Source organism: Caballeronia telluris (assembly GCF_001544495.1).
GTDB lineage: Bacteria > Pseudomonadota > Gammaproteobacteria > Burkholderiales > Burkholderiaceae > Caballeronia > Caballeronia telluris.
The window spans coordinates 88,916-103,087 of record NZ_FCNZ02000021.1 but is presented as its reverse complement, the minus strand read 5'-3'; the positions used below and the strand labels follow the sequence as shown (position 1 = coordinate 103,087).

At 60.3% G+C, this 14,172-nt stretch carries 9 protein-coding genes and 4 tRNA genes; all 13 read left to right on the top strand.

Annotation, left to right across the window (positions count from 1 at the left end; genetic code table 11):
• The first annotated feature begins 193 nt into the window (after positions 1-193).
• Positions 194-279: transfer RNA gene (locus AWB66_RS24005), tRNA-Tyr, on the top strand.
• Positions 280-309: 30 nt separating this feature from the next.
• Positions 310-383, top strand: a tRNA-Gly gene (locus AWB66_RS24000).
• Positions 384-397: 14 nt separating this feature from the next.
• Positions 398-472 (top strand) — tRNA-Thr (locus tag AWB66_RS23995).
• A gap of 63 nt (positions 473-535) precedes the next feature.
• Positions 536-1,726, top strand: a complete 1,191-nt coding sequence (gene tuf / locus AWB66_RS23990; RefSeq protein ID WP_087632573.1) for an elongation factor Tu — start codon at positions 536-538, stop codon at positions 1,724-1,726.
• Positions 1,727-1,793: 67 nt separating this feature from the next.
• Positions 1,794-1,869 (top strand) — tRNA-Trp (locus AWB66_RS23985).
• Positions 1,870-1,903: 34 nt separating this feature from the next.
• On the top strand, positions 1,904-2,284 hold the full coding sequence (gene secE, locus AWB66_RS23980) for a preprotein translocase subunit SecE (protein WP_087632582.1): 381 nt from the start codon (positions 1,904-1,906) through the stop codon (positions 2,282-2,284).
• Between the two features lies 1 nt (position 2,285).
• Positions 2,286-2,843 carry a transcription termination/antitermination protein NusG gene (gene nusG, locus AWB66_RS23975; RefSeq protein ID WP_035935568.1) on the top strand — a complete coding sequence of 186 codons (558 nt, stop codon included), beginning with the start codon at positions 2,286-2,288 and terminating at the stop codon, positions 2,841-2,843.
• 148 nt (positions 2,844-2,991) lie between these two features.
• Positions 2,992-3,423: a 50S ribosomal protein L11 gene (gene rplK / locus AWB66_RS23970; protein WP_087632581.1), complete on the top strand. Its 432-nt coding sequence runs from the start codon at positions 2,992-2,994 to the stop codon at positions 3,421-3,423.
• Positions 3,424-4,119 (top strand): 50S ribosomal protein L1, encoded by a 696-nt coding sequence (gene rplA / locus AWB66_RS23965; protein WP_087632580.1) that lies wholly within the window; start codon positions 3,424-3,426, stop codon positions 4,117-4,119.
• A 292-nt stretch (positions 4,120-4,411) separates the two neighbouring features.
• A complete protein-coding gene (rplJ, locus tag AWB66_RS23960) occupies positions 4,412-4,909 on the top strand; it encodes a 50S ribosomal protein L10 (protein ID WP_087632579.1) in 498 nt (165 codons plus the stop codon).
• An 83-nt stretch (positions 4,910-4,992) separates the two neighbouring features.
• The gene (gene rplL, locus AWB66_RS23955; RefSeq protein WP_087632578.1) at positions 4,993-5,364 is read left to right on the top strand and encodes a 50S ribosomal protein L7/L12; all 372 of its coding nucleotides are present in this window, start codon (positions 4,993-4,995) and stop codon (positions 5,362-5,364) included.
• A 366-nt stretch (positions 5,365-5,730) separates the two neighbouring features.
• Positions 5,731-9,837: a DNA-directed RNA polymerase subunit beta gene (gene rpoB / locus AWB66_RS23950; RefSeq protein WP_087632577.1), complete on the top strand. Its 4,107-nt coding sequence runs from the start codon at positions 5,731-5,733 to the stop codon at positions 9,835-9,837.
• Positions 9,838-9,858: 21 nt separating this feature from the next.
• Positions 9,859-14,097: a DNA-directed RNA polymerase subunit beta' gene (gene rpoC / locus AWB66_RS23945; protein ID WP_087632576.1), complete on the top strand. Its 4,239-nt coding sequence runs from the start codon at positions 9,859-9,861 to the stop codon at positions 14,095-14,097.
• Positions 14,098-14,172 lie beyond the last annotated feature (75 nt).

Here is a 14,172-nt window from a genome sequence, read left to right as displayed (position 1 = left end):
CGATGATAGTGCGGATCTCCCGTGTGAAAGTAGGTAATCGTCAGGCTCCTTATGCGACAAGCAAAGACCCCACCCCGAAAAGGTGGGGTTTTTTGCTTTGTGAAGCAGGTATAAGTGAGAGGATTAATCGAGACGGATCACGTGCTACGCTTGACAATGGTGCGATGAGCCCTCATAATTGATAGTTCTCTGCGGAGGGGTGCCCGAGTGGCTAAAGGGGGCAGACTGTAAATCTGTTGGCTTACGCCTACGTTGGTTCGAATCCAACCTCCTCCACCAGAATTTAAGCGGTAGGGAATCAAAGCCCGTGCGGGTGTAGCTCAATGGTAGAGCAGAAGCCTTCCAAGCTTATGACGAGGGTTCGATTCCCTTCACCCGCTCCAGTGTCAATGGTTGCGCCCATGTGGCTCAGTGGTAGAGCACTCCCTTGGTAAGGGAGAGGTCGGCAGTTCGATCCTGCCCATGGGCACCAGCAACGTCAGTCTAGAGTGTTTGCGCGCGGCGCAAGGTACGAAAATCCTGTTAGGAGTCGAAAATGGCCAAAGGTAAATTCGAGCGGACCAAGCCGCACGTGAACGTTGGAACGATTGGTCACGTTGACCACGGCAAGACCACGCTGACGGCAGCGATCACGACGGTGCTGACCAAGAAGTTCGGCGGCGAAGCAAAGGCGTACGACCAGATCGACGCGGCGCCGGAAGAAAAGGCGCGTGGTATCACGATCAACACCGCGCACGTCGAGTACGAAACGGCTAACCGCCACTACGCACACGTCGACTGCCCGGGCCACGCCGACTATGTGAAGAACATGATCACGGGCGCCGCGCAGATGGACGGCGCGATCCTGGTGTGCTCGGCCGCTGACGGCCCGATGCCGCAAACGCGTGAGCACATCCTGCTGGCTCGCCAGGTTGGCGTGCCTTACATCATCGTGTTCCTGAACAAGTGCGACATGGTCGACGACGCCGAGCTGCTCGAACTCGTCGAAATGGAAGTGCGCGAACTTCTGTCGAAGTACGACTTCCCGGGCGACGACACGCCGATCATCAAGGGTTCGGCCAAGCTGGCGCTGGAAGGCGACACGGGCGAGCTGGGCGAAGTGGCAATCATGAACCTGGCCGACGCACTGGACACGTACATCCCGACGCCGGAGCGCGCAGTGGACGGCGCGTTCCTGATGCCGGTGGAAGACGTGTTCTCGATCTCGGGTCGCGGCACGGTGGTGACGGGCCGTATCGAGCGTGGCGTGGTGAAGGTTGGCGAGGAAATCGAAATCGTCGGTATCAAGACGACGGTGAAGACGACCTGCACGGGCGTGGAAATGTTCCGCAAGCTGCTCGACCAGGGTCAGGCGGGCGACAACGTCGGTATCCTGCTGCGCGGCACGAAGCGTGAAGACGTCGAGCGCGGCCAGGTGTTGGCCAAGCCGGGTTCGATCACGCCGCACACGCACTTCACGGCCGAGGTGTATGTTCTGTCGAAGGACGAAGGCGGTCGTCACACGCCGTTCTTCAACAACTATCGCCCGCAGTTCTACTTCCGCACGACGGACGTGACCGGCTCGATCGAGTTGCCGAAGGACAAGGAAATGGTGATGCCGGGCGACAACGTGTCGATCACGGTGAAGCTGATCGCGCCGATCGCCATGGAAGAAGGTCTGCGTTTCGCCATCCGTGAAGGCGGTCGTACCGTCGGCGCAGGTGTCGTTGCCAAGATTATCGAGTAAGAGCCAGAAATCTTCTCGGTAGTCGATAGTTTCGGGGTCGGCGATAGCGTCGGCCCCAAAATGGTTTAGGGGTATAGCTCAACTGGCAGAGCGTCGGTCTCCAAAACCGAAGGTTGGGGGTTCGATTCCCTCTGCCCCTGCCAAATTCTCGCGCCAGATGGCGCTGCTTAAGGTGTTATGGCGAATCCTTCCGTCGAAACTGTAAATACTTCCGGCGACAAATTGATGGTGGCCGCGGGTGTATTGTTGGTCTTGGCCGGGTTCGTGGGATTCTTCTGGCTCTCAGGCCAAGAATGGTACGTTCGCGGCGCCGCGCTCGCAGTCGGCGTGATTGCGGGAGTCGCCGTTGGACTTCTGTCCGCGCCGGGGAAGGGTTTCATCGCCTTCGCCAAGGATTCGTACAAGGAAGTCCGCAAGGTAGTCTGGCCGACTCGCAAGGAAGCAACGCAGACGACATTGGTGGTTTTCGCCTTTGTATTGATCATGGCCATCCTTCTTTGGCTTAGCGATAAGTCGATCGAATGGGTGATTTTCTCGGTGATACTGGGTTGGAAATGATATGAGCGATACTCCGGCGTCCCCGAGCGGAAAGCGTTGGTACGTTGTGCACGCCTACTCCGGCATGGAGAAGAGCGTGCAGCGCGCGCTTCAGGAGCGCATCGAGCGCGCTGGAATGCAGGATCAGTTTGGTCAGATTCTCGTTCCGACTGAAGAGGTGGTGGAGGTCAAGGGCGGACACAAATCCGTTACCGAACGTCGTTTCTTCCCGGGATACGTCCTGGTTGAAATGGAAATGACAGACGAAACCTGGCATTTGGTAAAAAATACCGCTAAAGTGACCGGTTTTGTCGGCGGGGCACGGAACAGGCCCAGCCCGATTTCCCCGCGGGAAGTCGAAAAGATCATGTCCCAGATGCAGGAAGGCGTCGAAAAGCCGCGCCCGAAAACGTTGTTCGAAGTGGGCGAGATGGTGCGTGTGAAGGACGGCCCGTTCACGGACTTCAACGGAAACGTCGAGGAAGTGAACTACGAGAAATCCCGGGTTCGCGTGTCGGTGACGATCTTCGGGCGGTCGACTCCAGTGGAGCTCGAATTCGGCCAAGTCGAAAAGCTGTAGATTCATATTTGCGCGCGGCGTCCAACGCCGTCGCGCAGTTCGCGCTTACGGCCCGCGTTAAGGCCGTTGAGGAGCGCAAGTAGCCGATCACCGGCGAACGCGCGCTATCACTCACCGAACGCTGTCGCGTTCTGCAGAGGTTTTCCACATGGCAAAGAAAATCATCGGCTTTATCAAACTGCAGATTCCTGCAGGTAAAGCCAATCCGTCGCCGCCGGTCGGCCCGGCACTGGGCCAGCGTGGCCTGAACATCATGGAGTTCTGCAAGGCGTTCAACGCGCAGACTCAAGCGATGGAGCCGGGTCTGCCGGTGCCGGTCGTCATTACGGCATTCGCGGACAAGAGCTTCACGTTCATCATGAAGACGCCGCCGGCTACCGTTCTGATCAAGAAGGCAGCCAAGGTCGACAAGGGTTCGGCGAAGCCGCACACCGACAAGGTCGGCACGATCACCCGCGCGCAAGCGGAAGAAATCGCAAAGACCAAGCTGCCCGACCTCACCGCAGCTGATCTTGATGCTGCGGTCCGTACGATCGCCGGCAGCGCCCGTTCGATGGGCATCACCGTGGAGGGCGTATAAATGGCTAAGCTTTCTAAGCGCCTTCAGGCGTTCGCAAACAAGGTCGATGCTCAAAAGCTCTACCCGATCGAAGACGCGCTCGCGCTCGTGAAGGAATGCGCAAGCGCGAAGTTCGACGAGTCGATCGACGTGGCAGTGCAGCTCGGCATCGATGCGAAGAAGTCGGACCAAGTGGTTCGTGGTTCGGTCGTTCTGCCGGCCGGTACGGGTAAGTCGGTTCGCGTGGCTGTGTTCGCCCAAGGCGACAAGGCCGAGCAAGCTCGCGCTGCCGGTGCTGACATCGTCGGTATGGAAGACCTGGCGGAGCAAGTCAAGGCCGGCAATCTGAATTTCGACGTCGTGATCGCTTCGCCGGACACGATGCGTGTCGTCGGTACGCTGGGCCAGATTCTCGGCCCGCGCGGTTTGATGCCGAATCCGAAGGTCGGTACGGTGACGCCGGACGTCGCGCAGGCAGTGAAGAACGCCAAGGCGGGTCAGGTGCAATTCCGCGTCGACAAGGCCGGTATCATTCACGCAACGATCGGTCGTGCCTCGTTCGAGCAGGCATCGCTGCGTCAAAACCTGTCGGCACTGGTGGAAGCGCTTCAAAAGGCGAAGCCGGCGACGAGCAAGGGCGTGTACCTGCGGAAGATCGCGCTGTCGAGCACCATGGGTGTCGGCGTGCGCGTCGATCAAGGTACGCTCGCGCAGTAAAGAATCATGCGCATGGTCAAATTGACCGTGCGTTAAGGGCTTTGGGCGGCTGAGAGACGGTAGTAGGTCTCGCGGCCGGTTGTCAAAGACCGTTGGCGGTGACGCAGCAATCAGGCGTTGCCTTAATGCAAGCCAACGCAGATGGCGAACCCGAAACAGTTTTGTAGTGGTTGAAGTCGGTTGTCGTGCGCCAAAGCGGTGCACACCAGCCGATCGAAATGCTCCTAACAGGTCGGACGCCGTTGTTGAACGCGATGCGCCACGTCGGCGCATCGAATCTGGAGGTTTAACCGTGCCACTGAACAAAGAAGATAAGCAGGCAGTCGTCGCTGAAGTCGCCGCGCAAGTCGCGAAGGCTCAGACGATGGTGCTCGCTGAGTATCGTGGGATCACGGTTGGCGATCTGACCAAGCTGCGCGCGAAAGCGCGCGAGCAACAAGTGTATCTCCGCGTGTTGAAAAACACGCTGGCGCGTCGCGCCGTGGAGGGTACGCCGTTCGCTCCGCTGGCTGAGCAGATGACCGGTCCTCTGATCTACGGCATCTCGGAAGATGCCATTGCAGCAGCCAAGGTCGTGAACGACTTCGGCAAAAGCAATGACAAGTTGATCATCAAGGCCGGTTCCTACGAAGGCAACGTGATGGACAAGGTAGGCGTGCAAGCGCTGGCCAACATCCCGAGCCGCGAAGAACTGCTCTCCAAGCTGCTTTACGTCATGCAAGCTCCTGTTGCTGGCTTCGCGCGCGGCCTCGCCGCTCTCGCGGAGAAGAAGCAGGGCGAAGCTGCGTAACGCATGCACTTGGGCACCAGTTGCTCGGTTAGGCATTAGCTAGATCGCTAGCTCGATCCGAATTCAATTTAGGAGTATTTCAAATGGCAATCGCAAAAGAAGACATCCTCGAAGCAGTAGGCTCGATGTCGGTTCTGGAACTGAACGAGCTGGTCAAGGCGTTCGAAGAGAAGTTCGGCGTGTCGGCTGCAGCAGTTGCTGTCGCTGGCCCGGCAGGCGCTGCAGCTGCAGTCGCTGAAGAGCAAACCGAATTCACGGTCAACCTGACGGAAGTCGGCGCGAACAAGGTGTCGGTCATTAAGGCTGTTCGTGAACTGACGGGTCTCGGCCTGAAGGAAGCGAAGGACCTGGTCGACGGCGCACCGAAGCCTGTGAAGGAAGCGGTACCGAAGGCTGCTGCTGAAGAAGCGAAGAAGAAGCTGGAAGAAGCAGGCGCGAAGGCTGAAATCAAGTAAGTTTCGCTGCGCTCTGCGAAGGCTGGCGGTTTTGCACCGCCGGCCTTTTTGTGCTTTGTGGGGACCGAGGTTTTACGCCCGAATTTCGGGAAAACAGTCCGCATAGAGGTCAAAGAGAATCGTCGGTCGGGAAAGTTTGCCGGTCATTCTCTTTGTCTTCTGAAGCGACTGCAGAAGGCAAGTTTGGTCGGGTAGCGGGCAACACAGGCATCCGCTGCCGTCAGCCAGCGGTTGGTAGCGGCCAACCACCAAGCTTCTAGGCTCGTTCGTCCTCCCGGGACGATTCACGAGTCTCAGTCGGTGAACACCGGGTCGTGTCATCGAGGTATCCCGCCTCGGCAACGCCCGCCGTGATTCGGAGATCGTATGCAATATTCCTTCACCGAGAAGAAGCGTATTCGCAAGAGTTTCGCGAAGCGCCCCATCGTTCACCAAGTTCCATTCTTGCTGGCCACTCAGCTTGAATCATTCAGCACGTTTCTGCAAGCCGAGACCTCTGCTACGCAGCGGAAATCGGAAGGCCTGCAAGCCGCTTTTTCTTCGGTTTTCCCGATCGTTTCGCACAATGGATTTGCGCGACTCGAATTCGTCAGCTACATGCTTTCTCCGCCGGCGTTCAACATCAAGGAATGCCAGCAGCGCGGCCTGACCTATTGTTCCGCCCTGCGCGCCAAGGTGCGCCTCGTGCTGCTGGACAAGGAATCGCCGAGCAAGCCGGTCGTGAAGGAAGTCAAGGAGCAGGAAGTGTACATGGGCGAAATTCCGCTCATGACGCCGACCGGCTCGTTCGTCATCAACGGCACGGAACGCGTGATCGTGTCCCAGCTGCATCGCTCGCCGGGCGTGTTCTTCGAGCACGACAAGGGCAAGACGCACAGCTCGGGCAAGCTGCTGTTCTCCGCGCGGATCATTCCTTACCGCGGCTCGTGGCTCGACTTCGAATTCGACCCGAAGGACGTGCTGTATTTCCGCGTCGACCGTCGCCGGAAAATGCCGGTCACGATCCTGCTGAAGGCCATTGGCCTGACGCCGGAACAGATCCTGGCGAACTTCTTCGTGTTCGACAATTTCGCCCTGATGGACGAAGGCGCGCAAATGGAATTCGTGCCGGAGCGTCTGCGCGGTGAAGTCGCGCGCTTCGACATCCAGGATCGCGAAGGTAACGTCATCGTCACGAAGGACAAGCGGATCAACGCGAAGCACATCCGCGACCTCGAAACCGCGAAGACGAAGTTCATCTCGGTGCCGGAAGACTATCTGCTCGGCCGCGTGCTGGCGAAGAACGTCGTCGATCCGGACACGGGCGAAGTGATCGCGAACGCCAACGACGAAATCACGGAAACCGTCCTCGAAAAGCTGCGCGAGTCGAAGGTCAAGGACATCCAGACGCTCTACACGAACGACCTGGACCAGGGCCCGTACATCTCGTCGACGCTGCGTATCGACGAAACCGCCGACAAGATGGCCGCGCGCATCGCGATCTATCGCATGATGCGTCCGGGCGAGCCGCCGACCGAAGAAGCGGTCGAGGCGCTGTTCAACCGTCTGTTCTACAGCGAAGACGCGTACGACCTCTCGAAGGTCGGCCGCATGAAGTTCAATCGCCGCGTCGGTCGCGATGAAATCATCGGGCCGATGACGCTGCAGGACGACGACATCCTCGCGACGATCAAGATCCTCGTCGAGCTGCGCAACGGCAAGGGCGAAGTGGACGATATCGACCACTTGGGCAATCGTCGCGTGCGTTGCGTCGGCGAACTCGCGGAAAACCAGTTCCGCGCCGGTCTCGTGCGTGTCGAGCGCGCCGTGAAGGAACGTCTGGGCCAGGCTGAAAGCGAAAACCTGATGCCGCACGACCTGATCAACTCGAAGCCGATTTCGTCGGCGATTCGCGAGTTCTTCGGTTCGTCGCAGTTGTCGCAGTTCATGGACCAGACCAACCCGCTGTCGGAAATCACCCACAAGCGCCGCGTGTCGGCGCTTGGACCGGGCGGTTTGACGCGTGAGCGCGCGGGCTTCGAAGTCCGCGACGTGCACCCGACGCACTATGGCCGTGTGTGCCCGATCGAAACGCCGGAAGGTCCGAACATCGGCCTGATCAACTCGCTCGCGCTCTACGCGCACCTGAACGAATACGGCTTCCTCGAAACGCCGTATCGCAAGGTCGTGGATAGCAAGGTGACGGATCAGATCGACTATCTGTCGGCGATCGAAGAAGGCCGTTACGTGATCGCGCAGGCGAATGCGTCGCTGGGCGAAGGCGGCACGCTGACCGACGAACTGGTTTCGTCGCGTGAAGCCGGCGAAACGCTGATGGTCACGCCGGACCGCATCCAGTACATGGACGTGGCGCCGTCGCAGATCGTGTCGGTGGCGGCATCGCTGATTCCGTTCCTCGAGCACGACGACGCGAACCGCGCGTTGATGGGCTCGAACATGCAGCGTCAGGCGGTTCCTTGCCTGCGTCCTGAGAAGGCGGTGGTCGGTACGGGCATCGAGCGCACGGTCGCGGTCGACTCGGGCACGACGGTTCAGGCGTTCCGCGGTGGCGTGGTCGATTACGTCGATGCGGGCCGTATCGTGATTCGCGTGAACGACGACGAAGCGGTCGCAGGCGATGTCGGTGTCGACATCTACAACCTGATTAAGTACACGCGTTCGAACCAGAACACGAACATCAACCAGCGCCCGATCGTGAAGGTCGGCGACAAGGTGTCGCGCGGCGACGTGCTGGCCGATGGCGCATCGACCGACCTGGGCGAGCTCGCGCTCGGTCAGAACATGCTCGTCGCGTTCATGCCGTGGAACGGCTACAACTTCGAAGACTCGATCCTGATCTCGGAAAAAGTCGTGGCGGACGACCGTTACACGTCGATCCACATCGAAGAACTGAACGTCGTGGCTCGCGACACGAAGCTCGGACCGGAAGAAATCACGCGCGACATTTCGAACCTCGCGGAAGTGCAGCTTGGCCGTCTCGACGAGTCGGGCATCGTGTACATCGGCGCGGAAGTCGAAGCGGGTGACGTGCTGGTCGGCAAGGTGACGCCGAAGGGCGAAACCCAGCTGACGCCGGAAGAAAAGCTGCTGCGCGCGATCTTCGGCGAGAAAGCCTCGGACGTGAAGGACACGTCGCTGCGCGTGCCCTCGGGCATGAGCGGCACGGTGATCGACGTGCAGGTGTTCACGCGCGAAGGCATCACGCGTGACAAGCGCGCGCAACAGATCATCGACGACGAACTGAAGCGCTATCGCCTCGACTTGAACGACCAGTTGCGCATCGTGGAAGGCGACGCCTTCTCGCGTCTCGCGCGCATGCTGAACGGCAAGGTCGCGAACGGCGGTCCGAAGAAGCTGGCGAAGGGCACGAAGATCGACCTGCCGTACCTGGAAGATCTGGACCACTACCACTGGTTCGACATCCGCCTCGCAGACGAAGAAGCAGCGGCGCAGCTCGAAGCCATCAAGGATTCGATCGAACAGAAGCGTCACCAGTTCGACCTCGCGTTCGAAGAGAAGCGCAAGAAGCTCACGCAAGGCGACGAACTGCCGCCGGGCGTGTTGAAGATGGTCAAGGTGTATCTGGCGGTGAAGCGTCGTCTGCAGCCGGGCGACAAGATGGCCGGCCGTCACGGTAATAAGGGTGTCGTGTCGAAGATCGTGCCGATCGAAGACATGCCGTACATGGCCGACGGCCGTCCCGCCGACGTCGTGCTGAATCCGCTCGGCGTGCCGTCGCGGATGAACGTGGGCCAGATTCTCGAAGTGCATCTGGGTTGGGCCGCGAAGGGTCTCGGCTGGCGCATCGGCGAAATGCTGCAGGCGCAAGCGAAGATCGAGGAACTGCGCGCATTCCTGACGAAGATCTACAACGAGTCGGGCCGTGCCGAAGAGCTGGATGGTTTCAGCGACGACGAAATCGTCGAACTGGCGAAGAACCTGCGCGAAGGCGTGCCGTTCGCGACGCCGGTGTTCGACGGCGCGACGGAAGGCGAAATGCAACGCGCGCTGGATCTGGCGTTCCCGGACGACATCGCGAAGCAGCTCGGCATGACGAAGTCGAAGAACCAGGTGCAACTGAGCGACGGCCGCACGGGCGAGCCGTTCGAACGGACGGTGACGGTGGGCTACATGCACTACCTGAAGCTGCACCACTTGGTCGACGACAAGATGCACGCGCGCTCGACGGGCCCGTACTCGCTCGTCACGCAGCAGCCGCTCGGCGGTAAGGCGCAGTTCGGCGGCCAGCGTTTCGGTGAAATGGAAGTGTGGGCGCTCGAAGCGTATGGCGCGTCGTATGTGCTGCAGGAAATGCTGACGGTGAAGTCGGACGACGTGAACGGCCGGACCAAGGTTTATGAGAACCTGGTGAAGGGCGATCACGTAATCGATGCAGGCATGCCGGAATCCTTCAACGTGCTCGTGAAGGAAATCCGCTCGCTGGGTATCGACATCGACCTCGACCGCAACTAATCGGACTACGGAGAGAAGGCAATGAAAGCTCTGCTCGATCTATTCAAGCAAGTCCAGCAAGAAGAAGTATTCGACGCGATCAAGATCGGTCTGGCCTCGCCCGACAAGATCCGCTCGTGGTCGTTCGGCGAAGTGAAGAAGCCGGAAACCATCAACTACCGCACGTTCAAGCCGGAGCGGGATGGTCTGTTCTGCGCGAAGATCTTCGGGCCGATCAAGGACTACGAGTGCCTGTGCGGTAAGTACAAGCGCCTGAAGCACCGCGGCGTGATCTGCGAAAAGTGCGGCGTCGAAGTGACGCTCGCGAAGGTGCGTCGCGAACGCATGGGCCACATCGAACTGGCCTCGCCGGTTGCGCACATCTGGTTCCTGAAGTCGCTGCCGTCGCGTCTGGGCATGGTGCTCGACATGACGCTGCGCGACATCGAGCGCGTGCTGTATTTCGAGGCATACGTGGTGATCGATCCGGGCATGACGCCGCTGAAAGCGCGGCAGATCATGACGGAAGAGGATTACTACAACAAGGTCGAAGAGTACGGTGACGAATTCCGCGCCGAGATGGGCGCGGAAGGCGTGCGCGAACTGCTGCGCGCGATCAACATCGACGAGCAGGTCGAGATGCTGCGCACCGAACTCAAGAACACGGGTTCGGAAGCGAAGATCAAGAAGTACGCGAAGCGCCTGAAAGTGCTCGAGGCGTTCCAGCGTTCGGGTATTAAGCCCGACTGGATGGTGCTCGAAGTGCTGCCGGTGCTGCCGCCGGAACTGCGTCCGCTCGTGCCGCTCGACGGTGGCCGTTTCGCGACGTCGGACCTGAACGACCTGTATCGCCGCGTGATCAACCGTAACAACCGGTTGAAGCGTCTGCTCGAACTGAAGGCGCCTGAAATCATCGTCCGCAACGAAAAGCGGATGCTGCAGGAAGCCGTCGATTCGCTGCTCGACAACGGTCGTCGCGGCAAGGCGATGACGGGCGCGAACAAGCGTCCGCTGAAGTCGCTCGCCGACATGATCAAGGGCAAGGGCGGTCGTTTCCGTCAGAACTTGCTCGGTAAGCGCGTCGACTATTCGGGCCGTTCGGTCATCGTCGTCGGCCCGACACTCAAGCTGCATCAGTGCGGTCTGCCGAAGCTGATGGCGCTCGAACTGTTCAAGCCTTTCATCTTCAACAAGCTGGAAGTGATGGGCGTTGCCACGACCATCAAGGCCGCGAAGAAGGAAGTCGAGAACCAGACGCCGGTCGTGTGGGACATTCTCGAAGAAGTCATTCGCGAACATCCGGTCATGCTGAACCGCGCGCCGACGCTTCACCGACTCGGCATTCAGGCTTTCGAGCCGGTGCTGATCGAAGGCAAGGCGATTCAGCTTCACCCGCTCGTTTGCGCGGCGTTCAACGCCGACTTCGACGGCGACCAGATGGCCGTTCACGTTCCGCTGTCGCTCGAAGCGCAGATGGAAGCGCGCACGCTGATGCTGGCGTCGAACAACGTCCTGTTCCCGGCGAACGGCGATCCGTCGATCGTGCCGTCGCAGGATATCGTGCTGGGTCTTTACTACGCATCGCGTGAAGCGGTGAACGGCAAGGGCGAAGGCATGACGTTCACGGGCGTGTCGGAGGCGATCCGCGCGTACGAGAACAAGGAAGTCGAGCTGGCCTCGCGCGTCAACGTGCGCATCACCGAAATGGTGGCGAACGAAGACCAGAGCGAAGGCGCGCCGAAGTTCGTGCCGAAGATCACGCTGTACGCCACGACCGTCGGCCGTTCGATCCTGTCGGAGATTCTGCCGCCGGGCCTGCCGTTCTCGGTGCTGAACAAGCCGCTGAAGAAGAAGGAAATTTCGCGCCTGATCAACACGGCGTTCCGCAAGTGTGGTCTGCGCGAAACGGTGATCTTCGCCGACCAGCTGATGCAGATGGGTTTCCGTCTGGCGACGCGCGCCGGTATTTCGATTTGCGTCGACGACATGCTCGTGCCGCCGCAGAAAGAAACCATCGTCGGCGATGCCGCGAAGAAGGTGAAGGAATACGACCGTCAGTACATGTCGGGTCTCGTCACCGCGCAGGAACGCTACAACAACGTGGTCGACATCTGGTCGGCGACGTCGGAAGCGGTCGGCAAGGCGATGATGGAGCAGCTCGCGACCGAGCCGGTGGTCGATCGCGACGGCAACCAGACGAAGCAGGAATCGTTCAACTCGATCTACATGATGGCCGACTCGGGCGCGCGCGGTTCCGCGGTGCAGATTCGTCAGCTGGCCGGCATGCGCGGCCTGATGGCGAAGCCGGACGGCTCGATCATCGAGACGCCGATTACGGCGAACTTCCGCGAAGGCCTGAACGTGTTGCAGTACTTCATCTCGACCCACGGTGCACGTAAGGGTCTGGCGGATACGGCACTGAAGACGGCGAACTCGGGTTACCTGACGCGACGTCTCGTCGACGTGACGCAGGATCTGGTCGTGGTCGAAGACGATTGCGGCACGACCAACGGTGTGGCGATGAAGGCGTTGGTGGAAGGCGGTGAAGTCGTCGAAGCGCTACGTGACCGGATTCTCGGCCGCGTCGCGGTGGCGGACGTCGTCAATCCGGAAACGCAAGAGACGCTGTACGCATCGGGCGATCTGCTCGATGAAGACGCGGTGGAAGAGATCGAGCGCCTCGGCATCGACGAAGTGCGCGTGCGCACGCCGTTGACCTGCGAAACGCGCTACGGCCTGTGCGCAGCCTGCTACGGCCGCGACCTGGGCCGCGGCTCGCGCGTGAACGTCGGCGAAGCAGTCGGCGTGATCGCGGCGCAGTCGATCGGCGAACCGGGCACGCAGCTCACGATGCGTACGTTCCACATCGGTGGCGCGGCATCGCGTGCGGCAGTGGCTTCGTCGGTCGAAGCGAAGAGCAACGGCACGGTGCGTTTCACCGCGACGATGCGCTATGTCACGAACGCGAAGGGCGAGCAGGTCGTCATTTCGCGCTCGGGCGAGGCGATCATCGCCGACGACCTCGGTCGCGAGCGTGAACGTCACAAGATCCCGTACGGCGCGACGCTCCTGCAACTCGACGGCGCGCAGATCAAGGCCGGTACGCAACTGGCCCAATGGGACCCGCTGACGCGTCCGATCATCACCGAGTGGGGCGGTACGGTGAAGTTCGAAAACGTCGAGGAAGGCGTGACGGTGGCGAAGCAGATCGACGACGTGACCGGTCTTTCGACCCTGGTCGTGATCGACGTGAAGCGCCGCGGCTCGCAGGCTTCGAAGAGCGTGCGTCCGCAGGTGAAGCTGCTCGACGCGACCGGCGAGGAAGTCAAGATCCCGAACACCGAGCATTCGGTGCAGATCGGCTTCCAGGTCGGCGCACTGATCACCGTGAAGGATGGTCAGCAAGTGCAGGTCGGTGAAGTGCTGGCACGTATCCCGGTTGAAGCGCAGAAGACGCGTGACATTACCGGTGGTCTGCCGCGCGTGGCCGAACTGTTCGAAGCGCGCTCGCCGAAGGACGCCGGCATTCTGGCGGAAGTCACGGGCACGACGTCGTTCGGTAAGGACACGAAGGGCAAGCAGCGTCTCGTGATCACGGACCTCGAAGGCAATCAGCACGAGTTCCTGATCGCGAAGGAAAAGCAGGTTCTGGTGCACGATGGTCAGGTCGTCAACAAGGGCGAAATGATCGTCGACGGTCCGGCCGATCCGCACGACATTCTGCGTCTGCAGGGTATCGAGGCGCTGTCGCGTTACATCGTGGACGAAGTGCAGGACGTGTACCGTCTGCAGGGCGTGAAGATCAACGACAAGCACATCGAAGTGATCGTGCGTCAGATGCTGCGCCGCGTGCAGATCAGCGACAACGGCGATACGCGCTTCATTCCGGGCGAACAAGTGGAGCGGTCGGACATGCTCGACGAGAACGACCGCATGACGGCGGAAGACAAGCGTCCGGCGACGTACGAGAACGTGCTGCTCGGTATCACGAAGGCTTCGCTCTCGACCGATTCGTTCATCTCGGCGGCATCGTTCCAGGAAACGACCCGCGTGCTGACCGAAGCGGCGATCATGGGCAAGCGCGACGATCTGCGCGGTCTGAAGGAAAACGTGATCGTTGGCCGCCTGATTCCGGCGGGTACGGGTCTCGCTTTCCACAAGGCGCGCAAGAGCAAGGAGATGTCGGATCGCGAACGCTTCGACCAGATCGCAGCGGAAGAATCGTTCGAATTCGGCACGCCCGAAGCCGCACCTGCAGAACAGCAGCATCCTGCGGAGTAAGTCGCGGGGCCTGGGTCTCAGGACCCGGACTTCACGAACTCTCTGGCAGCTTAAAGCCGCCCGGTTTCGACCGGG